The following is a 23093-nucleotide window of genomic DNA, read 5'->3' as shown; positions in this document are numbered from 1 at the left end:
GGAGAGAAGCTGAACTCAGGCCAATCGCAGCAGATCTACCGCTAGCGGTAGGTGGATCTTTCCATGGAATACGCCATGTCAAGACATCAACTTGAACTGTTCATGCGTAAAGCCAAGGGCAACACAAGCATGCAGCGCGAGCTCGACAAGTGCGGCGCAAACAACAGCTGCGTGGTTTCTGTTGCCCGCAAGCATGGACACAAGTTCTCCCCAGCGACCCTGACCCGCTGGCAGCACGACCACAGCGAGGAGGCTCCGCAAGCGCACTAGCGCGATCACAACGCAAGACGTCCGCAGCCGGCTCCAATCGGGGCCGGCTTCTTAATGTTGCGCTCATCGGCCGATGCCCCGTTGAACCGCCGTTGGCTCCTGCTGTTCGCGCTGCTGGCCGCTCCAGCGGCCCAGGCCCAGTCCCTGCTCAGCCTGCAACAGGCGGCCATGCGCTGCTTCAACGGTGGTTCGCGGGCGGACTGCAGCGCAGCGATGGGAATCTCCCATCAACTGAAAAACCGCGCCGATGATGCCAACCAACTGCGCTGCTACACCGCGCTGCTCGGACTGGAATCGCGGCTAAGCATGGCCATGCAAGGGACGGGATCGCTGGATCGCGATCACAGCAGCCTGAAGGAAACGTTTTTCGAATGTCAGGCCCTCAATCCGAGCTAGCCCAGCAATCCGCTGCCAGCCTTGAGGGCAGAGGGGAAGGCCCAGCCCATGCACTCTGCACAAGCGCTACGTGAGCGTTACGCCAACGGGAGCAGCACCCCCGGCGAGGTCAACGCGATTGCGCGGGTCTACGCCTCGATCAAGCAGCTGAACTTCCCGCAGGCCCTCGAGGAGGTCCATGACGGCCTGGGCTACGGCATGGGGGAGGACCTCGACTGCAAGCAGGGGGGATTTCCCTGGCGGGAAGTCGAGCAGTCCCTGGTCCCCGCCGGTCGGCGCTGGATCAACGGACTGGAGCCGTCCGTAGCTATGTCTGGAGAGAGCCGCTGAACCCCAATGAACGGTTGGCGCCAGAGCAGCTTGGCCGTCGGCACCGCCGCACTGCTTGGATTCTCAATGCAGGGCCTGGCTGCGGAAGGATCCGTCTCCTCGCAATCACCCCTTAGCCGCCAACAGGCCTGGCAGGAGGCCATGTCACAACTGCCCAAGGGGGCCAGGGTGACCAGCAGCAACTGCAACGACGTGGAGATCGGCTACGGCAATACGCGCTACTACTGCGTCTTGACCTTCACGCAGCCCGATCCAGCCGAAGCCGAACACAAAAAAGCCGCCGCCCAGGACTAGGCGCGGCGGCTTCGATGAACGGTCTCAGCTCTTGGCGGAAGCCTGAGACAGGAAGAAGACCAGCAGAGCAATCAAACCTGCACCGCCGAGGGCCGGCAGGATCACGGGAACGCCTCGGGGAGCGACAGCGGAGGCAAGCACGAGGTAGTCCATTCCGGAACGATCAGAACTGGATTTTTTTAGCACCGCCGCAACGGAAAGCGGGGGTTTCCGAGACCTGTCGAAAACCAGCCGTTAGAACCACTCGGTCTGGGCCTCTTCGGCGGTGTTGACCCGAGCGTGGGGGGTGCGGCGCTCAAACTCCATCGCAATGGAGCGCTCCTGCTCACCATCAGCGGCAATCGCGCGAACCGGGTAGAGCTGCTCACCATCACGGAAGGGGACGTGAATGCGGAAGGTGCCATCGCGCTCCAGCTGAATCTGCTCGTCACCGATGAACAGGCTGGCGGAGGGATCCGTGGCGCCGTAGACGATCAGCTCGGCATCAGCCACCAACCAGAAGGAGCGCTGACGGGCTGCGCCAGCACCGGACTCGGTGCGGCCACTGGCCCAGACACCCACCCCGGAATCATTCAGGGGACCAGGGCCCGCCAGGTCGTATTCGTGCAGCACCTCGGAGCCGACGCGGCGGCTACGGGTGGGAAGGGTCGCCCGCTGGTAGTGCTGCTCGTGCTGCACGCCCGCACCAAAGCTGGGGGTGGTCAGCGCTTGAGGAGCAGCGCTCGGGCCAACCTCCAGGGAGAAGGGAACAAAGGCATCGGCAATGCGCTGGGAGGGCTCCATGCCTGGGACGTGAGCCACGGCCGAGAAGGCCAGGGAATACCAACCACCGGAGCGCAGGCGATAGCCCAACTCGACCCGGTAGTCGCGGCCATCGAGGGGCACGGGCAAGAACCATTCACTGGCGTTGCCATCCACCACCAGCTCCTGCAGGGTGTGGGGATGGGACTGCTCGCCGCCTAGGCCCGTCACGTCCGCTAGACGAATGCAGAGCTGGGTCGCACCGTCCTTCTGGGCGCTCTTGCGATCCGCCGCGCTGATGGACCAGAAGCAGTAGGCCCATTGGGGATCACGGGGTAGAAACACCAAGTGGGTGGAAGCGTCCTGGACACCCTCGACAACCTCGATGGAGTCGCTGGGAGGCGGAGCGATCCCAGGAACCGTCTCCTTAATCTTTTCTTTGATCCCCGAGGGAATCAGGTCGCGGATCCAGGCGAAGGGACGCTGGTTGCTGCTCTTGGCGTTGGAGTTGCTTTGCGTCACGGTTCAGCCCTGGATGGCGACGGGACCCATCGTCACCGACTTCCCTCACTCAGCAGCGGCTCTGTCAGCGGATCGCTACGACAGGCGACCGCATCACTCAGCCAGCAACTGCTCGCGCGCCTGGGCCAGGGCCTGTTTGGCCTCCTGGCTGACCTCGGGATAGCGCAGATCCAGGCCATCCAAACTCTCAATCACCGCCGCTGCGACCACCAAGCGGGTGAACCACTTGTGATCAGCCGGGACAACAAACCACGGCGCATGGGCTGTGGCGGTCTCGCGAATCATCTCCTCATAGGCCTGGCTGTAGTCCTCCCAGAACCCCCTCTCGCGGATATCAGCCGCTGAAAACTTCCAGTTCTTCTCGGGACGCTCCAAACGCTGCAGGAAACGGCGCTTTTGCTCCTCTTTGGAGAGGTGCAAAAAGAACTTCAGGACCACCACCCCGTTACGGCTCAGATAGCGCTCGTAGTGGCGAATGTCCTCGAAACGCTGTTTCCAGAGCTTTGGCCCGACCAAATCAGGCGGCAAGGACTGCTTGGCCAACAGCTCCGGATGGACCCGCACCACCAGGGTCTCTTCGTAGTAACTGCGGTTAAAAATCCCGATGCGCCCGCGCTCCGGCAGGGCTTGATTGGCGCGCCAGAGGTAGTCGTGATCAAGGTCCAGCGCAGAGGGGGCTTTAAAGGAGGTCACCTGGCAGCCCTGGGGATTCACCCCACTCATCACATGCTTGATCGTTCCGTCCTTGCCCGCGGCGTCCATCGCTTGAAAGATCAGCAGCACCGCCCACTTGTTCTGGGCATAAAGACGCTGCTGCAGCTCCGAGAGCATCTGAACGCCCTGCTCGAGTGCCTCTCTGGCCGCCTTCTTGTCGGAGGGCAGCTCCAGGGTGTCGCCAGGATCGATCTGATTCAGCCGGAATCCATCCCCGCTGTCGATTCGATAGGGCCTGGTGAGGTGATGGCACTGCTGAAGCACCTGGCTCAGTTCCCTCTCCATCGGCAGCCTCAGAACCGCAATCGCCTGAAGTCACCCTGACCACCACAGGAGGCGATGTCAGCCCTGACAGCCGCTGAGCCGACTGCACAACTGGTTTTTCTCTGAAAAGAGAAAAAGAAATCCCCCTAGGACACCTCGATCTCACGCGGGAGTCCCATGGGTCGCAAGCTTGGTCAGCTGCTGGGTGGCTGCGTTCTCGCCGCAACCCTGGCACCATCCGCCGCGGCCCAAGAGCTGGCCATTGCCGAGCCGGAAGCGCCAGCCCCAAGGCTGACGCTTGAGCGCACCAACCGCCGCCTCCCCCGCACAGGGGATCCGATCTGGGACCTGAAACTCGAGATCCCTGGACAACCGGTGCGGCATTTCGAAGCCGTCAGCGGACGGGCGGAATACCAAGGCGCCAACCGGCACCAACTGGGTAGCCAGGCGCCCCTCCCGCCAGGGACCTATTCGATCGGCGCAGTCGAACCATTGGGCCATGAGTATCCGCGGGAGCTCGGCCCCGTCTGGATCGGCCTCGAGCCCCTCTTCCGCACGGGCCGCCGCGTCTTAGGAATCCACCTGGACCCAAGTGCAGGCCGCAACTGGAACAGCGGAACCGGCGGTTGCATCGGCCTGATCCACAGGGCCGAGATGTTGAGCCTGGCCGAGCTGGTCCGCCGCAGTGCAGCCCAGACCCTGATCGTCAGCAACTAAGCAGAAGCACCCGCTGCCAACCGCCCAGGTCCTGGCTAGAGCAGAAGTACCGCCGAGGTGGAACAGCGGCCATCAGCGCTCCACTGGTTCATGCCGGCGGCATGGTCTACCTGCATGGGTTGCACCATTCCTCACACCCCCCGACCCCGCCCTCGGCGGGGTTTTTTGTGGGCAAGCTCCAGTCACAAAAAAGCCCCCTCATGACGAGGGGGCTTGCCGTGGTGTGAGGTTGGAATGGAATGTTTCCAAGCGCCGTTCTAGGGAAGCGAATGTCCCAGAGCCTGTGCGGTTGAACAACTGGTTACAAAGAACTGGCACTGTGCCAGTCCTCTGGCGATGGTTGGTGCGTGTAAGGAGTGGATTCGCCTCAAAGGTGGAAACAAGGTCACACCCTTGAAGCGAATCCCGAAAAGCCCTGCCTTTGGCGGGGCTTTTTTTGCCTAGGCGGCCATCAGTTCCCGCTTGAGCAGGACTGCTCCGTTGGAGAGCAACAGGCGGTGGCGCTGGACCTCCTCATCGAGTGGGACAACAACGCTCTGGGCTCCGCCATTGGTCCAGTAGTGGAGTTTGACCTGAGGCGTGGTGGATGACGTGGGGATCTCGATCGAACCCGTCATGCGGCGACGAATGGCTCCTCCAATTGAGCCGTATCCGATGGGGGGGTGACGTAGTCAGCGTTACGTCCTGCTGATCGACATTGACCCGCCGCGGCCAAGGCCTGCTGAAGATCCTGGCTACAGCTGAGCACCCGGGACCAGCTCGGCAGTTGCTGAACCGAGGGTGTCTCCATCAGATCCTTGATGGCCGGCCGCAGCAGCTGCGCAAAGTCCTGAACGGCCAGTTCTTCGCCATGGCGGTCATGGGGGAGGCCATTGATGGCTGAATCGAGCCCGAACTGCCGGACCCGATCTTGGCCGACCCTGCGATAGAGCGCTTCCAGGGTGGGGAGTTGCTCGTTGAGCAAATTGCAGCCCTCGTGCTCCATCAAGCCCCGCAGGACCGTGCGCAGGATTTCGCTGGCCATCCGCTTGAGTCCCTGCTCAGGGGTCGCCCCGAGATCCTTGTGCTTGTGGTCAAACACCCCCAGGTCCACCTGGGCAATCCGACTCATGGCGACGTGGCGATAAACCTCGGAGAGCAATCCGATCTCCAAGCCCCAATCGCAAGGAATTCGCAAATTCATCGCCAAATCGGTCGTGAATGCAAACTCACCGGCCAAGGGATAGCGAAAGGACTGGAGATAACGGAGATAGGGAAGAGGGCCGACGATCTGCTCCAAGCTGCTCAGTAAGGGACCCACGAACAAACGGGTCGCCCTTCCCTGCAGAGCATGGGTTTCGAGGGAAAGCCTGCTGTAGAAGGCTTTGACATAGGCGACCCCCGTGGAGCGATCCAACAGGGGCTGGAGCATGCGCTGGGGATAGGCCGACGAAAACGTCCGGATGTCGGCGTCGAACAGCCCGACAACTTCAGCCTCGCGGCAGGCCACCCCCAAGCCCTGCCAGACGGCCCATCCCTTGCCAGGGGGACCAAGCACGTCCAGACCTAAGGATTTGACTGACTGCAGCAGCTCGATGACCGCCGGGCCATTGGTCCAGTGCACGTGCACGGGGAAGGGCATCGCCGCCCAGAACGCCTCGGCCTCATCCACCTCCTCAACGGAGTCAGCCGCCAGGGCGATGACGAGCGACTGCAGACCTTCGAGCCCCGACAACACCTCACGGATCAGGCGCAAGGCCGGGCGGCGGAACTCCTCCATCAAGCAGGGGAGCAGCAGAGCCGTCGGACGATCACGTAATTGCTGATGGAACAGCTCAGGGGCTGCCCCTGAGAAGCCGTAGTCATGAACAGTGGTGATCAGTCCTTGCTGGAAGTCCATGCAGTAATCGATGCAACAACACCCAGGAGCCAGCTGCTCGATATCTGGTGGAGTGGAGGGAGCGCTGGTGGTTGGGTTGGACCGGCAGAGACAGCTGGAACTGTTACTGGGAGGTCTTTACCCGGGGCAGTCTTCAAACGAGATCAAAAGCTTGTCGTCGCATTTGCTGCAGTCCGAGTGTCTCGGTGCGCAGACGCACACCCAAACGCAGCGCCCCTGGAGCAGCGCAACCTGCGTGCTGATCTGCTACGCCGATTCGGTGATCGAAACCGATCGCACCAGCCTTCCTCTACTGCGAGAGCTGCTGAATGGCCCGCTACTCGCCCTCTCCTCCATCGTCCATGTGCTGCCCTTTTGGCGCTCCACCAGTGACGGGGGCTTCGCAATCTCCAGCCACGAGGAGCTCGAGCCGCGCTTCGGTGATTGGAAGGACCTGGAGGCCCTGAGCCACGGACGTCTCCTGATGGCGGACCTTGTGCTGAACCACGTCTCGGCCTCCCACCCTTGGGTCCACCAATGCCTCCAAGACAGGGCACCCGGCAGCTCCTGCATCCTGCAGGCCAGTCCTGATGTCTGCTGGTCGGATGTCGTGAGGCCCCGCAGTTCGCCCTTGATCAGCAGCCTGGCCGGCCGCAGCGGCAGCAAGCAGGTCTGGACCACCTTCGGTCCGGACCAGGTGGATTTGAACTGGCAGGAGCCAGAGGTGCTGCGGCACTTCAACCGTCTGATGCAACGCCTCTTCCGCCACGGCGTCGGCTGGTTGCGGCTGGACGCGGTGGGGTACGTCTGGAAGGAACGCTTCACCAGTTGCATCCACCGACCTCAAGCCCACGTCATCGTCCAAGTGCTCCGCCTCCTGCAGGAAGCCCACGCCCCTGGGGGGGCCGTGGTGACCGAGACGAACGTGCCGGAGGCAGAGAACCTCTCCTATCTGCGGTCCGGGCGGGAAGCGCACCTGGCCTACAACTTCCCCCTGCCTCCGCTGTTGCTGGAGGCGAGCCAGAGCGAGCGCTGCGATCTACTCAACCGCTGGCTAGCGGGTTGGCCAGAACTACCCGAGGGCACCAACCTGCTGAACTTCAGCGCCAGCCATGACGGGGTTGGGCTTCGACCACTCGAAGGCCTGATGGATCAGCCCCGGTTACTCCAACTTCTGGCCGGGTGCGAACAACGGGGTGGGCTGATCAGCCACCGGCGCCTCAGTGATGGCACTGAAGTTCCTTACGAAATCAACATCAGCTGGTGGAGTGCCATGGCCGATCCCGGTCGGGACTCACGGCGCTGGCAGCGGGAACGCTTTCTGCTGAGCCAGCGCTTCAAGCTGGCCCTACCTGGGGTGCCTGCGTTTTATTTACCAGCCCTGCTGGCGGCCCCAAACGACACCGCTCGCTTTCAGGCCAGCGGCCATCGCAGGGACTTGAACCGGCCGCAGTTCAATGCTCAGGCACTGCAGCTGCAACTCCAGGACCCTGGCCAAGACGCCAGCCTCAATGTCGCCCAGCTGCAGTACGCGATGGAGCAGAGGGCCAACCTGCCCGCCCTGGATCCTGATGCACCGATGCGAGTCATCAGCGCAGGCCGCTCCGATGTGGTGATCCTGGAGCGGGGCCAAGAGAACGCGCGTCTGTGGGCTATCCACAACTTCACCGCCACGCGCCAATCACTCGTGTTGGCATCGCTCTGGGGTGCGTCCTCTCCTCGGGGATGGATCGATCACCTCAATCCGGCTGGAACGGTCAGAACCGAGCGCCAACTGGAGCTGGAACCCTTTGGCGTCTATTGGATCAGCAGCCGATGAGTCAACCCAAGACCTGGTGGATCGTCACGGACCTGGACGGGACTCTGTTGGACCACAACTACAGCTGGGAACCAGCTGCCGAGACCCTGCGATGGCTGCAGCGCGAACAGATTCCGGTCATCCCCTGCACGAGCAAAACCGCCGAAGAAGTCCGGGACTTTCGGCAAGCCGCTGGGCTCCGTGATCCATTCATCGTCGAAAACGGAGGAGCGATCCATGGAGAAGCACCGAGCGGTGAGGAATGGGAAGAGGCCCTCGGCATCCACCACAAGCTCCTTCGGCCTCGGCTGAGTGAGTTGGAGGCCTTACTGGGTGAATCCCTACTCCCCTTGGAGGAGCTCAGCGAAAGTGAAGGCTTGCGTCTACTGGGCCTTGGTGGTGAGGCCTTAGCCCAAGCCCAGAGACGCTGTTGGAGTGTGCCCTTTGTTCCCCCCTCGGATGAAGGGCGTCAACGCCTACCAGCCCTGGCCGCCTCCCTGGGTCTCAGCGTCGTCCAGGGCAACCGCATGGGCCACCTCTTGGGGCCAGAGGTGAGCAAAGGTGAAGCCCTAACTCGTCTCAAACAACGGCTGGGAGGCCAACAACCCAGGGTGCTGGGGCTGGGGGACTCACCCAATGACATTCCCCTACTGGAAGCGGCCGATGTGGCCGTCGTTGTTCCAGGTCCGGATGGCCCGCACCCCGCCTTCCACCGCGCCCTTGAGCAGAAGCGCTACCTGTTGGCCCCCGCCGCCCATGCCGAGGGATGGGCACGGGTCATCCGCGAACTCATCGGTTAAGCCGCCGAGGGATCGTCCCCGACGAGCGGTGTGACCGTTCGGTTGAGAGCCGTGCCTGCGGGATTGGGCAGTTCAGCAAAGGAATCACGCCATTGCTGCACCCAGAGTTGCTGACTGCGCTCGTACAGCGCCATCAGGGAGTCGACAGCGCGCTCTTCAAAATCCACCCGCAGATCCAACAGCGGGAAAGCCGCCTCGCCGCTGACCTGCAGGGCAGCCGAGGTCGCATGGGGGGAGCGCAGATCACCGCCGGCCTCCTCACCGGCGCGAAGGGCGCTCAGCATGCGACGCCCCAATTTCCAGGAAGGATCACTCAACAGAAAGGCCTCCTCCATCGCCAGCAGGACAGCCTCGCCAGCGAGAAAGTTGCCCGCGACCGCCAGATCCGGATGGCAGCGATGGCTGGCATAGGGACCGCATTCAGAGCCCGTCCAGCCCGCCGTACGGCCGCAGGCATCAATCAGGTGCAGCTGACGGTGCTCCATCTGCGGGTCATCCCGCAACAGGCTGGCCAGGACGGTTTCCGCATCCCGGTTCTGCTCCATGCGCTCGAGGCCGCAAATCCCCAGATAGGGGTTCGTGTGGGCCTGGGTCGCGACGGCCCCAACCCCAGAGCGGATATGGGGAACCGTTGATCCGACGGCGAGGTGACAGGTGGCAACCGCCACGCCAAAGCGCCCGTTGGATGGATCCCGCGCCAGGATTGAAAAGGTCATCCCGAGAGCTGGGCATCCAGGCGCAGAAACGCCTCCAGCAACACCGACGTTCCGGCAACACACTGCTCAAGGCTCGTGTACTCGGCCGCGGAATGGCTCAGGCCCCGATGGCTTGGGACAAAAACCATGCCCATCGGCCAACGGCGGCCCAATTCCTGGGCGTCATGGCTGGCGCGACTGGGAAGGGCGCTGTGGGAGAAGCCCAAGGCTGAGGCCGAGGCGGCGATCGCCTCCATCAGCAGCGGTGCAGCCGGGGTCGGATCCACAGAGAACTGGGGCTCCATCGTCACGCTGCAACCACTGGCCTCAGCAATAGACGCCAGGCGTTCCTCGAGCTGCGCACTCAGGGAGGCCAAGACCTCGGGGTCCAGATCGCGCAGATCGACGCTGCACTGAACCTCCCCGGGAACGACGTTGGCGGCATTCGGCCAGACCTCAAATCTGCCGACCGTGGCCACCGGATCACCGGGGTGCTCGAGGGCCATGGTCTGAACCGCCAAGACGACCTGCGCGGCGGCCACCAGGGCATCCTGCCGCTGATCCATCGGCGTCGTACCGGCGTGGTTCGCCTGCCCGCAAACGCGGATCGTGAAACGGCGCTGGCCGACCACCCCTTGAACGACACCAATGCTGTCGCCGCGTTGCTCCAGGACAGCACCCTGCTCCACGTGGAGCTCGAGAAAAGCAGCAATGGCGTCATCGCTGCGGGCCGCAGTGGTCAGGCGCTCCCAGTCCCCACCGAGGCGAGCCAGGTTCCGATCAATCGGATCACCGTTACTGGTGGTGTAATCGCTGGGGTCGCCGCTGGCCGTTCCGGCCATCCCTTTGCAGCCCACCATCGTGGACTCCTCATCGGCAAAGACGATCAGCTCAAAGGGGTGCCGCAGCTGAAGCGAGGCATCCTTCAGGCAGCGGACCAGTTCCAGTCCAGCCAAGACGCCGAGGGTGCCGTCGTAGCGACCACCGGTTGGAACGGTGTCCAGATGTGAGCCGCTCACCAGCGCGGGAAGGTTTGGCTCTGAGCCCTCCAGGCGGCCAATCAGATTGCCGGCGGCATCGATGCGCAGGCTCATCCCCGCGTCGATCAGCCATTCACTCAGCAGTTCACGGCCCTGACGGTCCTCGGCGCTGAAGCCGCGCCGGCAAATGGAACCATCTGGCTGAAGACCGACTTCGGCCATGGCCTCCAAGGAGGCCAGGAGGCGCATGGCGTTGACCGAGGGTCTCTTCAGTTGAGCGGTGGGCGCAAGGGTTTGGGAGCCCGGGGCAGAGAGAACCAACCGCAGACCTGCACGTTCAAAAGAGCCCTCCCACCATCCGCCAGGAGGGCCAAGTACTGCGTAACCGTTGCGACCGTTTAAGCCGCAGCGGCCGGGTGCCAGCCGAGGGCATCGGCCTTGGCGCGGGCCTGGGCCGGCACATCCGCGGCAATGAACATCCGGTGCAACATCTGCACGCCAAGCAGGTGGTTGATCATGGCGTCCATCTGAACGCGGTCCGCATCGGTCGTGGCCGGGTCGTCATGGCGGGCGAAGAGGGCCCGAACACCCGCGACGCTCAGGAGTCCCGCCGCCTCGATCGCCTGATCACTCAGGTAGTCATCGGCCAGCTGCTTCATCTGCTCCCACTTCTCGGGCTCGGTGTGGGCCGGCGGAGCCATGAAGGCAAATTTTTCGCGCTTGTAGAGCACCTCCGGCAAAAGGCCCGCCATGGCCTCGCGCAGGACGTACTTCTCGGTCTTGCCCTTGATCCGCAGCTCAGGTGGGACCTGAACCGCCGCTGCCGCCAGGTGGTGATCCAAGAAGGCCGGCCGCGCCTCCATGGAGTTGGCCATGTCCACCCGGTCACCGCCCCAGGTGAGGATCTGCCCCTCCAGCATCGTCTTGATCCAGACGTACTGGGCCTTATCGAGGGCATGGCGCCCCTCCAGCTGATCGGGATCCAGGGTCTTGGCGATGGCCTGGCCCGGCGAATAGTCCGAGAGGGCCGAGCGATGGGCCTCCGCGAGCAGGGCCGGCACCAACGGCGCACAGGCCAACCAAGGCTGGAGGCAACTGGGGGTGAAGCCCACGACCGCATCAAGGTCGGGGTCATCCACTTGATCCGCCGCCAACATCGCCCCCTGCACCAAGGCATTGGATTGCTGCAGCAGGTCTTCCCAGGCTTTGCGCTCCGGCTCCGGCAGATCCTGCAGACCGTGCAGGAACATGTCTCGGCGGAAGGCGGGATAGCCACCGAAGAGCTCATCGGAGCCCTCTCCGGTCATCACCACCTTGTAGTTGACGCTGTTGACGTGGCGGCTCATCAAGAACTTGGCCACCGCCAGGGTGTTGTAGATCGTGCGCTCCGTGTGCCAGAGGGTGCGCTCCATCCAGCCATAGAGCTCCTTGCCCGAGAGACGCATGACGTCCTGCTCAGCGGCTGTGGCCTCGGCCATCTCCTGGGCGATGGGCGACTCGTCGTAGCGCGCGTCGTCAAAGCCAATGGTGAAGGCCTTCACCGGACTCTGGCTGACGGCAGCGGCCAGCCCCAGGATTGAGCAGCTATCAATGCCTCCGGAGAGGTAGCAACCCACCGGGACATCAGCGACCATCCGCAACTCCACCGCTTCCAGCAGGGCGGCACGGATCGCCTCGATGTGGTCGGCTTCACTCTTACTGCTGTCCCGCTCGCCCTGGCGCGGGAAGTCCATGTCCCAGTACTTCCAGGTCTCCACCTCAAGGTTGCCGTTGCGCCGGCGAACACTGATGCCATGGCCAGGCGGCACCTGATGGATGCCCGCGAAGGCCGTGGTCCCGGGGACCATGGTTTGCATCAACTGGTGGAAGAGCCCTTCGGAGGTGAAACGCCGCTCGACCGCCGGATGGGCAAACAGGACCTTGAGTTCCGAACCAAAGACCAAGCCCTGGGGTGTGATCGTCCAGTACTGGGGTTTGATCCCGAAGCGATCCCGGACCAGGTGCAACACATCGCCGGTCTCGTCGTAGATCGCGAAGGCGAACTCACCGCGCAATTGCGGCAGCGTCGCCCCTAAACCCTGCTGTTGATACAGACGCAGCAGGATCTCGGAATCGCTCTTGCTGCTGAAGCGAACACCGCGGGCCGTCAGATCAGCGCGGATCCGCTGAAAGTCATAGAACTCGCCGTTGTGGGCCATCAGGACCCGGGCGCCGGCCCCCGCCTCTGCGCTCAGGAAGGGTTGACGGGCCCGGGTCTCATTCAGGTCAATGATCGAGAGGCGGGCATGACAGAAGCCCACGCCGGCTTCATCCAGCGTGCGGTAGCCAAAACCATCGGGACCGCGATGCTCCTGGATCGCAGCCATGTTGACCAACAGCTGCGGGTCAACGGGCTGATCCGCCCTGGTGCTGAAGACCCCACCAATTCCACACATCCCTTCGTCCTCCTCAGATCACATCCATGACCCGGTTGGTGCGGTCCACCATGCAGGTCAACAGAGCCATGCGCAGGAAGACCGCCCCCCGGGCCTGACTGAAGTACCAGTTGTGGGGGGTGTCATCGAGGCAAGTACTCAGTTCCGGCCCACGGGCCAGGGGATGCAACACGATGGCGTCCGGCTTGTAGGGCAGATCCCGCGTCAGCCGAAAGCTGTTGCCGTGGACCTCATAGCTATCGCCCACCCAAGCAATGGCGTTGATGTAGATGACATCCAGACCGGGGATCTCGCCCTGCAGGTCTCCGGTGCAGCGCACCTTCAGACCCGCCTGCTGCAACTCCTCCAGCTGGCCGCGATCAAAGAGGTCCTCTCTGGCGTCGTTGGCCGGGTCATGGATGAGGACCAACTCCTCCACCATCTGCGGGAATTTCGCCAGGATCCGCAGCAGTGAGCGAACCGTGCGCATGCGGCTGGGGATGCCAACGATGCCGATGCGCGCCCGCTGATCCTCGGGGACCTCAGGGGACGCCAAGGCGGGGCGCCACTTGAGCATCGTGTAGAGGTCGGCCATTGCCTGGGTGGGGTGTTCATCAATGCCATTGCCGGCGTTGATGATCGGAATCCGCAGGGTGCCGGTCATCGCATAGATGGCCTGGGAGTCGGTATCGCGCAGAACGATGCAGTCGCCGTAGTTGTTGAACATGTGGGCGACGTCTTCCAGCGACTCCCCCTTCGCCAGGCCAGTCGTGGCGCGGTCGGTGATGTTGATCGAATCGCCGCCCAGACGGTGCCAGGCGCTGTCAAAGGACAGCCGCGTGCGGGTGCTGGGTTCGTAGAAGGCGTTGATCAAAATCTTTCCCTTCAACGGCGTGTTGTGGGCCGTGTAGCGATCGGGATTGCTCTCAAACTTGGCTGCCAGACGAAACAACTGCAGCAGGGTCTCGGGCCGGAAGGGCTGAATCGAGATCACGTGCTGCCCCACCAGATCCTGGAGCGCCTCGCCGTCCTCTTGAATCGCCCCCAACAGGGCCTGGGGAGAGGCTGCGCCAAAGACATCCGGCCCCAGTGGATCAAAACGCACGGGTGCGTCAGCGCCGGTACTCGTCTTGACGGAGTGGAGTGCAGTCATAGCGATTAGGGGACCCAGGCCCACTGCTGCAGAACGCTGCGGCGGAATTGGTCGCACTGAGTCTCAAACCAAAATCCACCCTGCCACATCACTTTCTCCAAGTTCAAGTTGCTTAAAACGGGGCAGATTTGCGTAGCAACGGCTACACAAACGCCACTCTTCTTGCCATGGGGCATGCAAACAAAGGCGTTACCAGACATCGCCGCGCCTCCATTCGTTCCACCAAATCAGCAGAAGAACCAGCACAGAAAGCGCCAACCCCGCCACACTTCCATAAATCACCAGGCGCAACAGCGGTAGATCCACCAGCCAGCGCGGGGAGTCCGTCGACTGCGCCGCTCGGGCGGCGGGCAAGGCCAGAGCCAGGGCTGCCGCAGCAAGGGCAACACGGGTTTTGAGCGACCAACGTTTCATCCCTATCCCTCCTTCAGGGTCAACCAGTTGAAACGCTCCGGTTGGAGCTGGGTACCGACGGCCATGACCACTGCGGACACCGCCGCAGACAGCAGAGCTGCGCAGTAAGGAGCGATCAGGAAATAGGCGCCTAAGCCCACGGCGCTGCCTGAGACCATGGCCGCAATCGCCGCCCAGCGGTTGGCGCTAGGCCAGTAGAGCCCGTAGGCCACCGGCCAAATCGTGGACGCCACCAGGGCACCGGTGAAGAACAGCACAGAGGCCAGAGAGTCGAGCCGCGGCCAGGAGAGCAGCAGGGTCAACAGCCCCAAACCCAGCACCACCAAGCGGGTGGCCTGCCGCAACTGGGCATCACTCAAGTTGGGGTTCAGCAACTTGAAGACCACGTCCTCCGCCACCAAATCCGCCGTCGACGCCAAGAGGGAATCCAGGGTGGAGGTCAAGGAGGCAAAGACCACCACAAACACCAGCGCTGCACCACCGGCGCCCAAGAGCTGGGAGGCCACCACCGGGAAGAGCATGTTCACCTGGGGCAGATCCACCGCCTGCGCGAGCGCCACCAGGCCGATCGAACCGGTCACCAGCGGCACCGTCATCCAGGCCAAACCGCCCAGCACAAACGAGGCAAACACCACGGAGGCGCGGCTGGAGAAGACCCGTGACCACCAGATGTTGTTGTGAAACACCTCTCCCATGGAGAAGAGAGCGGAGTTCCAAGCAATCAACAAGCCAGCGGGCAACAGCAAATTCAGGCGCTCTGGATGCTGCGCCGCCAGTTCCCGGTGGAGCTCCTGCACCGGGAACTGCTGCAGGGCAAGAACAGCGACCAACACCAGCAAGCCCATGATCAGCAGGGACTGAATGAAGTCCGTTCCCACCACGGCGCGCATGCCGCCATAGAGGGTGTAGATCGTGGAGACACCGATGACGACAACCATCCCGAGCCGATAGTCGAAGCCGGAGAGGGCCTCCAGCAGGATCCCGGCCCCCATCGCCTGGGTCACCAGGAAGCCCAGGGTGTAGATCGCCGTGATCACCATGAAGACCCACCAGGCGGCTCGGCCATAGCGCAGGCGGATGAAGTCGCCGCTGGTGCGCCCCTTGGGCATCAGCGTTTTGATCCGCAGAGCCAAGGGTGCAAACAGGACCAGGCCCAGGCCGGCCAGGGCATAGCTGAACATCCCCCAGAGACCGTTGCGATAGCCGAACTCAGGCGCCAGCAAGGTGGTGTTTCCGGTCACCCAGGACGCCATCAAGGTGGCTGTGCTCAGGGCCAAACCGATGTTGCGGCCGGCCAGCATGTAGTCATCGGCATCGCCAGAACCCCGGCGTCCCCAGGAGACCCCAAGGGCGATCCAAAGGACCGAAAAAATCACCACCAGGGCCCAGGCGATCCCGGGGGCCAAGAAGGGTTGAACAGCAAGCGTGGGGCTGAACACCATGGCTTAGCCCTCCCCCCAGGGATCACGGCCGCGCCAATGGAGATGGCCCTGAATCACCATCACGGTGGTCGCCAAGGTGACGACACCGCCCACGACAAAAATCAACACAGCTCCTGCAAATGACTCCATGAGCGATCTCTAAAACGCGCCAAATAACCGCGACATGGATCAATCCAAGCTGGGGAGAGCGTTAAGAAAACAGCGCAGCAGTTAGGGCTGTCTCTTGGTCGCAACCTATCGATGGCCGCTGACACTGTCAGCGCAGACAACGCAGCAGACCGACGTCAAGAGGTTCACAGATTTCCAACATCGAAGGCCACCAATGGCATCAGAGCAAATGTTGGAACTTGCTAAAGAAAGCGATGCCCATGCCCCAGGGCCGGTACGGACCCAAGCAATGGCAACCTGTCCCCACAGCTCGAGTAAGCAGCCGTGGCCAAAGCCAAGACCAAAGCCAAAGCAGCCGCCAAGCCGGTCCAGGCGGAGCCCTCGGCCACCCGGATCAAGCTTCAGATTGCTGGGGCCGTCTTCGTGCCGATGCTGGGCTTGGGGCTCTGGCTCAACAGCAAGGGCTTCTTCGGTTAAAGGCCAAGGTCTGCTCGACAGCGGCCCGCCACTCCCCGGGGGCAAACGCGTGGGCGTGGCCATGGCCGGGGAGCAGCCAGGCCACATCCAGCTCCTTTAAGCGCTCCACCGAGCGGAGCTGCTCCTTGAAATCCCACCAGCAGTACCGCTCCGAAGCCACCACCACCGCTTGCTCAGGGCGCCACCAGAGGTGATCACCGCTGAAGAGCACCGAGCGGCGCTCACCCAAGAGGACCGCCATTGACCCCGCCGTGTGGCCGGGGCAGGGAATCAATTGCAACGCCCCATCCAGCGCAACCACCGCAGATCCCTGAACCTGATGCTCCGCGTCTGGCGCGGCATCGGCGTCGGCCTGGTGAATCCAACGGCTGCAACCCAAGGCCTTGGCCCAGCGCTTGTGGTCGGCCACGTCATCGCGATGGGTCAACACCAGGGCTTGAAGACCGCCCAAGGCGGCGATGCGCCGAGCCAAGGGTGCACTCCAACGGGGCGAGTCGATCAGGACGTTGCCTTCCGGCCGAACCACGAGCCAACTGCTGGCCCCGAAACTGCGGCGTGACGCCCAACCGCAGTAGTAGACGTCTCCAGCGGTATGGCGGGTGACCAGGGCCGGAAAGCCATCGCTTGGGGTCAGCCGCCGCAACTCCGGGGTCGTCCCAATGGCCGCCACCGGACAGGCCTGCAAGGCCAACAGGGCCTGACGGGTTTCGGCTGCTCCCTCGGGCTGACGAATGACCTGGGAGCTGCTGCCCGTGGGGGCGAAGTGCAGAGGATCAAATTGCCAGCAGGTGCCGCAATCAATGCACCTGTCATTGACGCTGAAGGGCCCCGGCGCGGCGTCCATCAGCAGCAGCTGGCGGAGGCCCCGCTCGCCGCGCGGTCCTGATCAAAGGGAATCGCCGAACCGCAGCCTTCAAAGAGGCCGTAGTGACGCTCGAAGTCACCCATGAACTGGAAGTGGGGAGCGAAACGGGTCTGGTGCAGCATCCGATAGGTGTTCCCGCAGACCGGGAAGACCTTGCCGGCCTCGATGCTGTGGTGCTTGTCGAACTCCAGTCGCGTGGGCGCCTGGTCGATGGAGCCGCGGTAGATGACGGCCTGACCGTGGTCCTCGCAGGCATCCTCCAGTTCCGGGATGTTGAAGAGCCGGTAGGTGGCGGAGTAGAAGCGGGCCTCACCCACCAGAGCCGCCAGCTGGGGCTCGGTGATCTCCAGGGGACGGTCGCTCACCAGGCGCGGATCCGTGAAGGCCGCCCCGCGGGCCATCCGCAGGAAGTCATTCCAATAGAGCGCTCCGCCCAGGCATTCGCCGTAGAGCACCGGATGACGCTGAACGGCCGCCGGTAGGCGCCGGTCCACGTAGACGTCCGAGAAATAGAACTCCCCACCGGGCTTCAGGAGCCGCTGAATCCCCCTCAAGACCGCAGGCTTGTCGGTGGAGAGATTCAAGACGCAGTTGCTGACGATGACGTCAAAGCTGGCGGGCTGCAGATCCAGCTCCTCCAGCCGCTCGATCTGCCCCTCGAGAAAGCGGACGTTGGCATAGCCAAATTGCTCCGCATGGAACGGCAGGTACTCCCGAGCCACCGCCAGCTGTTCCGGGGTCATGTCCACCCCGACGACCTCACCCGAGGCACCCACCAACTGGGAGAGCAGATAGACATCGCGGCCACTGCCACTGCCGAGATCCAGCACGCGGCAGCCCTCCAACAGGGGCGGGCAGACCAAACCGCAGCCGTAGTAGCGGCTGCTCACCTCAGGGTGGACCCGACTTAAGAGGGGCTTGAGCCAGTTGGGGACCGCGTCGGCATCGCAGCAGGCACTGGTCTTGAGATCAGCGGTGCTCTGCAGTTCCTTGCCGTAATAGGCCTGAACGACGTCTTGCATGCCTGGGCGTTGGGCGCGTCCTGACCGTAGTGCTCACGCTCGCGCCCAGGGCCTCCCTACATTCTGAGGACAAGAACACAATTGTTCATGTTCGACGCTTTCACCAAGGTTGTTGCCCAGGCTGACGCCCGCGGCGAATTCCTGAACGCTGGTCAGATTGATGCCCTCGCCGCCATGGTGAGCGAGAGCAACAAGCGCATGGATGCTGTGAACCGCATCACCTCCAACGCTTCTGCCATCGTCACCAACGCAGCCCGCGCGCTGTTCGACGAGCAGCCCGCTCTGATCGCCCCCGGCGGTAACGCTTACACCCACCGTCGCATGGCTGCTTGCCTGCGCGACATGGAGATCGTTCTGCGCTACGTCACCTACGCCGTGTTCACCGGCGACGCTTCCGTGCTGGAAGACCGCTGCCTGAACGGCCTGCGTGAGACCTACCTGGCCCTGGGCGTTCCTGGCGCTTCCGTGGCTGAAGGCATCCGCAAGATGAAGGACGCTGCCATCTCGATCGCCAACGATCGCAACGGCATCACCCCCGGCGACTGCTCCGCTCTGATGAGCGAGATCGGCACCTACTTCGATCGCGCTGCTGCTGCTGTTGCCTGATCTCCGCTGAGATCAGCTCTTGCCGGCCTGCCGAGGCACCCCTTGATCGGGGTCCTCAGGCAGGCCTTTCCATTGCAAGGCCTGCCGGCGGGCCCAGAGCAGAAGGGGATAGAGGCGGCGGGCCTGGGGCGGAGCGGCAAAGAGCTGACGCAGCAAGGCCAGCAGGGGATCACTCGGGCGCAGCCGGCCGCAGAGTTGGGCGATCGCCTCGGCCCCATGCCAGGCCTGGTCCCCCTCCAGCACTACCGCGCCGCGGGCCAGGTCCAGGCCACGGCGCTTGAGCTCGGCGCGCAGGGCGTGATCGGCGCGCCCATCGCGAATCTCCAGTCCCGGCAGCCCGCCCACCAGCTCAGAGCGCAGGGCGAAATGACTGCAAAAAGGGCAGCCGCCGTCGTACACGAGCACCAAGGTCATTGCGCCATCCTGATCACCGCTGTGCAGCTGCCGTGACCGCGTTGCTCCATCTGGGACTGGCCTTGCTGCTGTTGCTCTGGCCGCTGCAGGCCAGCGCCACGCAATACCTCTGTGAGGGCGATCCGTTGAGGGCCGAAGTGCACCAGGGCGCCGTGGATGCCAGCGGGATTCCCAACAGCGCGGGCGGGACCGTTCCTGGTGCCTTTGTCGTGATCGAGTGGCGAGGCGTGAGCCTGCAACTGCCCCGCACCAATAACGCCGGGGCCCCGAGTTACACCGATGGGCGCTGGTGGTGGCAGGCCGCCGATCCAGCCAAGCCTGACTTTGCTGAGCGCCGGCGCGGCGGCGGCGAGATCGCCCATTACCGCTGCGAGTCCGCGGCATGAGTGACGCTCTGCCGCCCTGGAGGCCGCTCCTGCGCGGAGCGCGGCAGCGGGAAGGGCGGTCTCCCCAGGCCCGATGGCTCCAATTGGCCACCCTTGGAAGCGATGGGGCACCTCGGGTGCGCACGCTGGTCTTCCGCGGCTGGGCCGGGGCCTGCCAACTGGATTTGCTGACGGATCGACGCAGCGAGAAGAGCGCTGAACTCAGCGCTGAACCCAGGCTGGAGCTCTGTTGGCTTCTGCCTAAGGCGAAATCACAGTTTCGGCTCAGGGGTCATCGCCTCCTCCTGAACGCCGACGACGATCAGTCCGCCCGCAACCAACACTGGCAACAACTCCATCCAGGAGCGCGGAGTCTCTGGGGCTGGCCCCAACCCGGAGCCCCTTTCGATCCGCAGGGGGACTTTCCCGAGGCCCTCGGTGATGCGGTCCCGCTACCGGAGACCTTTGAATTGGTGCGGATTGAGATCCAGCAGGTGGAGTTGCTGGAGCTGGTGGGCCACCCCCACCGGCGTCGCCGCTGGCGGCTGGATCAGGACTGGGCGGAAGAGCGCCTCAATCCTTGAGCTGATCCGCCAGATCCTGCAGGCGCTTCGCATTCACACCCAGGTCCGAATCGCCCAGACGTGAGACCGAGCGGGCCTGAAGCACACCAGCATTGGGATCGGCGTAGAGCTCGAGATCGTCGACGAAGCCAAACAGGGCACTCGTGGCCGTCGCGTGCAGGTAGCCGTTCACCTCTTCGACGATCTCGGTGCGCGGGGTGGCCCGGATCACCGGGAGTAGAGATTGAAGGGCCGCCTCGGGATTGGCCACGGCCCAATCCACGCGGGCGCAATGGGCCGGACTGGGGCAGGGGGAGAGGGCGCCGTTCTGCACACCCAGGTCCTCCGGCACGGGACCCACCAGATGAAAGAGCCCCAGGGTGAAGACCAGCAGGAAGTGGGAGAACAGAGCCGTCATGGATTGGAGGGAGCAGCAACAGGAGCCGGGGTAGGGAGGGACTCTTCAATCCCCACATCGATCTCAGCAATCCAGAGCAGCAAGCTGCCGATGCAAGCCAGGGCTGCGATCAACAAGAGCCAACGATGACGGCGCATGGGCAGGCCTCCCCTCTCGCCATTGTGCTGGATACGACCAGGAACAAATGCCTATGGCGCCAGGGCTGGTCGACTTCCTAGGAAAGACCTGCGCTTTTGACGAAGAGACGCACCTCCGCCGGTCGATTGACCAGCGGAGTTTTTTTTTGGCTTTTCTGCAGTCGCCAACCCTCCGTGGACAACATCCCGGGGCGATGGCATCAATGGATTGAGGTTGCTCTCTTCGTCAGACGCACCTCAAACGGGGCGAGGTGCATCTCGCCCCACCCCACCCGTTCAGCGAGGCTGAGGAGACGTTGAGACCAGAGCCGTCCTCAACGCCGATGACCTCAGACCCATGACGACGCCCGACCTTCTGCTGGACGCCCTCCGCTCTATCCCAGGGATGGAGCCAGGGTCCAGACGGCTGGTGATCCTGATGAGCCAGCTCGGGGATTTCGATTCGCTGGAATACGCCCAGGCGCTTGCCCCCGTTTTGCCCAGGCTGGAGCAGGCCGGAATCAAGACCCTGGCGATCGGCATTGGTGACGAGGCCGGAGCCGAGCGGTTCTGCCAGTTCACCGGCTTTCCCCGGGGCAACCTCAGGGTGGAGAGCGAACCGAGGTTGCACCGCGCGCTTGAGCTCTACTCCGGCCTGCAGACGCCCGGCGGACCTTGGCCGGGGCTGCTGTTGATGTGTGCCGGCATCGGCTCACCGGGAACCTTGAGCGAGGTCCTGCGCGGCTACACCGGAGATCGCTCCGCGCCGCAGCGCTTCGAGAGTCCCCTCTTTCGCCTGGCGGGCGGCGAGGGATTCCAGCGGCCCTTTGAGCTCGCCACCGTGCGCCTGCGCAACATGACCGAGGTGCTGGGGAATTGGCGGACCTATGTCCCCCGTGATGACTTCATCACCCAACGCGGAGCCACCTTCCTCTTGGAGAGCGACGACTCCCTGCTCTATGAGCATCGGGACCAAGGAATGCTGGGCTTCTCCGCAACAATGAGTCGCCCGCTGTCCTTCTTGGATCCCTATCTGAGCTGAAAGACCGATGGTCTGGGACAGGATCCAGTCGGAGCGCCAACGGGGCAGGGACTACCAACCGCGCTTCCAACAGCGGCAGGTGATCGGAGCTTGGCTGGGTGCTCTGCTGGCCATTACGGCCCTGGGCCTGATCAGTCTCTGGAGCCACTACCCCCTGGTCGTGGCACCCTTCGGAGCCTCGACCGTTCTGCTCTTTGGCCACCCGTCCAGCCCCCTGGCGCAACCACGGAATGTGGTCCTGGGGAACACCGTGGCCGCCATCGTCAGCGTCGCCTGCGTCATGGCCTTCGGCGATGCCCCCTGGGTGATGGGCCTGGCCGTGGCCGTGACCATTGCACTCGGACAAGTGCTGCGTTGCCTGCATCCACCGGCCGGGGCGGTGGCGCTTCTGGGGGTCCTGCTCAAGGCCCAGCCTGGATTCATCTGGATGCCCGTGCTCAGCGGTTCGCTGGTGATGATGCTGATCGCCGTGGCCTATAGCCGGCTGCAGCCCGGTGCGGAGCACTATCCGCATCACTGGCTCTGAGCCTCTGGGAGACTGTTGCGCCCGACGGCGCTGCCATGTCGCTCGATCAACTCAAGGACTTCCTGGCTCGCCTTCAGGCCGATGAGGCCCTGAAGCAGCAGGTGCTGGCCGCCGCCACCGCCGATGACGTGGCGCAGATCGGCCTAAAGCTCGGCTTTGAGTTCTCCGGGGATGAACTGCTGCGGGTCTCCGGCAAGAAATTCGATCGGGTCACGGTCCATAAGAACGACATGCCCGGCGAATACAACTGAGCGCCAGAAGGGGGATTGAGCCCCCTATTTCTTTAGCCGTCGCAAATTGAGAGCAACGTCACCTCAGACCGTGGCGTCCCTCAACAACTTCTCCTCCCAACCGGGCGAGCTTGTGATCAGCGGGGAACACATCCCCCTCTCCTCACTCCTCACACGCTTCTCCCATGACCTCCCTCTCCTTCTTCCGTCAAGGCTTCACTGGCATCACCGCCGCTGCACTTGCCGGCTCCTCCCTCCTGGCCATCACCTCCAACGCTCAAGCCGCCTCCCTCGATTACGACTGCTTCTCTCGGCAAACCGGCGAGCTCCTCCTCAAATCCGCCGTTGACATGACCAGCCTTGATCTGGCCTGTGTCCCTGGTCTGCAGGCGGTCGCTCCGGCTCCCTCTCAAGTCATTCCCGTCACCTACACCCAACCCGTCGTTCAGCAATCCTCCTCGGGAGAAGCCTTCCTGGGCGGCGTCCTCGGCGGTGTCCTCGGTGGCGTCATCCAAGGCTCGATGAATCAAGGCCATCAC

Annotated in this window: 32 protein-coding genes; 15 read left to right on the top strand and 17 right to left on the bottom strand. The window is 63.5% G+C overall.

Going from position 1 to position 23093, the window contains the following annotated elements; all coding sequences use genetic code 11:
* Positions 1–51 precede the first annotated feature (51 nt).
* Genes CB0205_RS0107375 through CB0205_RS0107360 form a run of 4 tightly spaced genes read left to right on the top strand, consistent with a single transcriptional unit; the run spans position 52 to position 1290 of the window.
* The gene (locus CB0205_RS0107375; RefSeq protein ID WP_232197263.1) at positions 52–270 is read left to right on the top strand and encodes a Nif11 family protein; all 219 of its coding nucleotides are present in this window, start codon (positions 52–54) and stop codon (positions 268–270) included.
* A gap of 54 nt (positions 271–324) precedes the next feature.
* Positions 325–666: a hypothetical protein gene (locus CB0205_RS0107370; protein WP_010316049.1), complete on the top strand. Its 342-nt coding sequence runs from the start codon at positions 325–327 to the stop codon at positions 664–666.
* A 48-nt stretch (positions 667–714) separates the two neighbouring features.
* Positions 715–996, top strand: coding sequence for a hypothetical protein (locus CB0205_RS0107365; RefSeq protein ID WP_010316047.1), 282 nt, complete (start codon positions 715–717; stop codon positions 994–996).
* A gap of 6 nt (positions 997–1002) precedes the next feature.
* Positions 1003–1290 carry a hypothetical protein gene (locus CB0205_RS0107360; RefSeq protein ID WP_010316046.1) on the top strand — a complete coding sequence of 96 codons (288 nt, stop codon included), beginning with the start codon at positions 1003–1005 and terminating at the stop codon, positions 1288–1290.
* A 24-nt stretch (positions 1291–1314) separates the two neighbouring features.
* Here CB0205_RS0107360 and CB0205_RS16620 read toward each other — a convergent pair whose 3' ends face one another.
* The 3 genes from CB0205_RS16620 to CB0205_RS0107345 all read right to left on the bottom strand — a co-directional run bounded on the left by CB0205_RS16620 (position 1315) and on the right by CB0205_RS0107345 (position 3552).
* The gene (locus CB0205_RS16620) at positions 1315–1443 is read right to left on the bottom strand and encodes a hypothetical protein (RefSeq protein ID WP_010316044.1); all 129 of its coding nucleotides are present in this window, start codon (positions 1441–1443) and stop codon (positions 1315–1317) included.
* 81 nt (positions 1444–1524) lie between these two features.
* Positions 1525–2553 (bottom strand): DUF4912 domain-containing protein, encoded by a 1029-nt coding sequence (locus CB0205_RS0107350; protein WP_010316042.1) that lies wholly within the window; start codon positions 2551–2553, stop codon positions 1525–1527.
* Between the two features lie 93 nt (positions 2554–2646).
* Positions 2647–3552, bottom strand: coding sequence for a polyphosphate kinase 2 family protein (locus CB0205_RS0107345; protein ID WP_010316040.1), 906 nt, complete (start codon positions 3550–3552; stop codon positions 2647–2649).
* Between the two features lie 156 nt (positions 3553–3708).
* On the opposite strand from CB0205_RS0107345, the gene CB0205_RS0107340 reads away from it, so the two are divergent.
* Positions 3709–4248, top strand: a complete 540-nt coding sequence (locus CB0205_RS0107340; protein WP_010316038.1) for a hypothetical protein — start codon at positions 3709–3711, stop codon at positions 4246–4248.
* Positions 4249–4688: 440 nt separating this feature from the next.
* On the opposite strand, the gene CB0205_RS15910 is transcribed toward CB0205_RS0107340, so the two are convergent.
* Together CB0205_RS15910 and CB0205_RS14430 are read right to left on the bottom strand one after the other, a co-directional pair.
* Complete coding sequence (locus tag CB0205_RS15910) at positions 4689–4865, bottom strand: hypothetical protein (RefSeq protein WP_010316036.1); 177 nt, start codon at positions 4863–4865, stop codon at positions 4689–4691.
* Complete coding sequence (locus CB0205_RS14430; protein WP_010316034.1) at positions 4862–6127, bottom strand: glycosyl transferase; 1266 nt, start codon at positions 6125–6127, stop codon at positions 4862–4864. Before CB0205_RS14430 ends, CB0205_RS15910 begins: the two co-directional genes overlap by 4 nt.
* Positions 6128–6137: 10 nt before the next feature.
* Between CB0205_RS14430 and CB0205_RS0107325 the strand changes: the two genes are divergently transcribed.
* Positions 6138–7925, top strand: a complete 1788-nt coding sequence (locus CB0205_RS0107325; protein WP_083797911.1) for an alpha-amylase family glycosyl hydrolase — start codon at positions 6138–6140, stop codon at positions 7923–7925.
* Positions 7922–8704, top strand: a complete 783-nt coding sequence (locus CB0205_RS0107320) for an HAD-IIB family hydrolase (protein ID WP_029626207.1) — start codon at positions 7922–7924, stop codon at positions 8702–8704. The genes CB0205_RS0107325 and CB0205_RS0107320 overlap by 4 nt, the downstream gene beginning before the upstream one ends.
* Here the strand turns inward: CB0205_RS0107320 and CB0205_RS0107315 are convergent.
* The 7 genes from CB0205_RS0107315 to CB0205_RS16615 form a co-directional block, all read right to left on the bottom strand.
* On the bottom strand, positions 8701–9420 hold the full coding sequence (locus CB0205_RS0107315) for a DUF1028 domain-containing protein (protein WP_010316028.1): 720 nt from the start codon (positions 9418–9420) through the stop codon (positions 8701–8703). The two genes, CB0205_RS0107320 and CB0205_RS0107315, sit on opposite strands and share 4 nt — an antisense overlap.
* Positions 9417–10628, bottom strand: a complete 1212-nt coding sequence (locus tag CB0205_RS0107310) for a Zn-dependent hydrolase (protein ID WP_083797913.1) — start codon at positions 10626–10628, stop codon at positions 9417–9419. Before CB0205_RS0107310 ends, CB0205_RS0107315 begins: the two co-directional genes overlap by 4 nt.
* 149 nt (positions 10629–10777) lie before the next feature.
* A complete protein-coding gene (asnB, locus tag CB0205_RS0107305; protein ID WP_010316023.1) occupies positions 10778–12814 on the bottom strand; it encodes an asparagine synthase (glutamine-hydrolyzing) in 2037 nt (678 codons plus the stop codon).
* Positions 12815–12827: 13 nt separating this feature from the next.
* On the bottom strand, positions 12828–13946 hold the full coding sequence (locus tag CB0205_RS0107300; RefSeq protein ID WP_050778445.1) for an aspartate carbamoyltransferase: 1119 nt from the start codon (positions 13944–13946) through the stop codon (positions 12828–12830).
* A 189-nt stretch (positions 13947–14135) separates the two neighbouring features.
* Positions 14136–14360, bottom strand: coding sequence for a hypothetical protein (locus CB0205_RS14425; protein WP_010316020.1), 225 nt, complete (start codon positions 14358–14360; stop codon positions 14136–14138).
* A 2-nt stretch (positions 14361–14362) separates the two neighbouring features.
* On the bottom strand, positions 14363–15802 hold the full coding sequence (locus CB0205_RS0107290; RefSeq protein ID WP_010316019.1) for an urea transporter: 1440 nt from the start codon (positions 15800–15802) through the stop codon (positions 14363–14365).
* A gap of 3 nt (positions 15803–15805) precedes the next feature.
* Entirely contained in the window at positions 15806–15931 is a 126-nt protein-coding gene (locus CB0205_RS16615) for a hypothetical protein (RefSeq protein ID WP_255344645.1), read from the bottom strand.
* A 303-nt stretch (positions 15932–16234) separates the two neighbouring features.
* Here CB0205_RS16615 and CB0205_RS15905 point away from each other — a divergent pair, with 303 nt between their 5' ends.
* Positions 16235–16387, top strand: a complete 153-nt coding sequence (locus CB0205_RS15905; RefSeq protein WP_010316015.1) for a hypothetical protein — start codon at positions 16235–16237, stop codon at positions 16385–16387.
* On the opposite strand, the gene CB0205_RS0107275 is transcribed toward CB0205_RS15905, so the two are convergent.
* On the bottom strand, positions 16362–17231 hold the full coding sequence (locus tag CB0205_RS0107275) for an MBL fold metallo-hydrolase (protein WP_010316013.1): 870 nt from the start codon (positions 17229–17231) through the stop codon (positions 16362–16364). The two genes, CB0205_RS15905 and CB0205_RS0107275, sit on opposite strands and share 26 nt — an antisense overlap.
* Positions 17231–18274, bottom strand: a complete 1044-nt coding sequence (locus CB0205_RS0107270; protein WP_010316010.1) for a methyltransferase domain-containing protein — start codon at positions 18272–18274, stop codon at positions 17231–17233. Before CB0205_RS0107270 ends, CB0205_RS0107275 begins: the two co-directional genes overlap by 1 nt.
* An 87-nt stretch (positions 18275–18361) precedes the next feature.
* On the opposite strand from CB0205_RS0107270, the gene CB0205_RS0107265 reads away from it, so the two are divergent.
* Entirely contained in the window at positions 18362–18880 is a 519-nt protein-coding gene (locus CB0205_RS0107265) for a phycocyanin subunit beta (RefSeq protein ID WP_010316008.1), read from the top strand.
* Positions 18881–18892: 12 nt separating this feature from the next.
* Here the strand turns inward: CB0205_RS0107265 and CB0205_RS0107260 are convergent, their stop codons facing one another.
* Positions 18893–19294, bottom strand: a complete 402-nt coding sequence (locus tag CB0205_RS0107260; protein WP_010316006.1) for a DCC1-like thiol-disulfide oxidoreductase family protein — start codon at positions 19292–19294, stop codon at positions 18893–18895.
* Positions 19295–19326: 32 nt separating this feature from the next.
* Between CB0205_RS0107260 and CB0205_RS0107255 the strand changes: the two genes are divergently transcribed.
* Positions 19327–19680 (top strand): hypothetical protein, encoded by a 354-nt coding sequence (locus CB0205_RS0107255; RefSeq protein WP_010316004.1) that lies wholly within the window; start codon positions 19327–19329, stop codon positions 19678–19680.
* A complete protein-coding gene (locus tag CB0205_RS0107250) occupies positions 19677–20243 on the top strand; it encodes a pyridoxamine 5'-phosphate oxidase family protein (RefSeq protein ID WP_029626206.1) in 567 nt (188 codons plus the stop codon). The genes CB0205_RS0107255 and CB0205_RS0107250 overlap by 4 nt, the downstream gene beginning before the upstream one ends.
* Here the strand turns inward: CB0205_RS0107250 and CB0205_RS0107245 are convergent.
* Together CB0205_RS0107245 and CB0205_RS16320 are read right to left on the bottom strand one after the other, a co-directional pair.
* Positions 20233–20640 carry a DUF1499 domain-containing protein gene (locus tag CB0205_RS0107245; RefSeq protein WP_010316001.1) on the bottom strand — a complete coding sequence of 136 codons (408 nt, stop codon included), beginning with the start codon at positions 20638–20640 and terminating at the stop codon, positions 20233–20235. The genes CB0205_RS0107250 and CB0205_RS0107245 overlap by 11 nt on opposite strands.
* Positions 20637–20777 carry a hypothetical protein gene (locus CB0205_RS16320; RefSeq protein WP_010315999.1) on the bottom strand — a complete coding sequence of 47 codons (141 nt, stop codon included), beginning with the start codon at positions 20775–20777 and terminating at the stop codon, positions 20637–20639. Before CB0205_RS16320 ends, CB0205_RS0107245 begins: the two co-directional genes overlap by 4 nt.
* A gap of 337 nt (positions 20778–21114) precedes the next feature.
* On the opposite strand from CB0205_RS16320, the gene CB0205_RS0107235 reads away from it, so the two are divergent.
* From CB0205_RS0107235 to CB0205_RS14420, 4 genes are all read left to right on the top strand, one after another.
* Complete coding sequence (locus CB0205_RS0107235; RefSeq protein WP_029626205.1) at positions 21115–21798, top strand: peroxiredoxin-like family protein; 684 nt, start codon at positions 21115–21117, stop codon at positions 21796–21798.
* Positions 21799–21805: 7 nt separating this feature from the next.
* Complete coding sequence (locus CB0205_RS0107230; RefSeq protein WP_010315995.1) at positions 21806–22324, top strand: HPP family protein; 519 nt, start codon at positions 21806–21808, stop codon at positions 22322–22324.
* 35 nt (positions 22325–22359) lie between these two features.
* On the top strand, positions 22360–22575 hold the full coding sequence (locus tag CB0205_RS0107225; RefSeq protein ID WP_010315993.1) for a Nif11-like leader peptide family natural product precursor: 216 nt from the start codon (positions 22360–22362) through the stop codon (positions 22573–22575).
* Positions 22576–22739: 164 nt separating this feature from the next.
* On the top strand, positions 22740–23093 hold a 354-nt coding region (locus tag CB0205_RS14420), incomplete at its 3' end, for a hypothetical protein (protein WP_010315991.1).

It is taken from the genome of Synechococcus sp. CB0205 (genome assembly GCF_000179255.1).
GTDB lineage: Bacteria > Cyanobacteriota > Cyanobacteriia > PCC-6307 > Cyanobiaceae > Vulcanococcus.
This window is presented reverse-complemented; position numbering and strand designations above follow the sequence as displayed.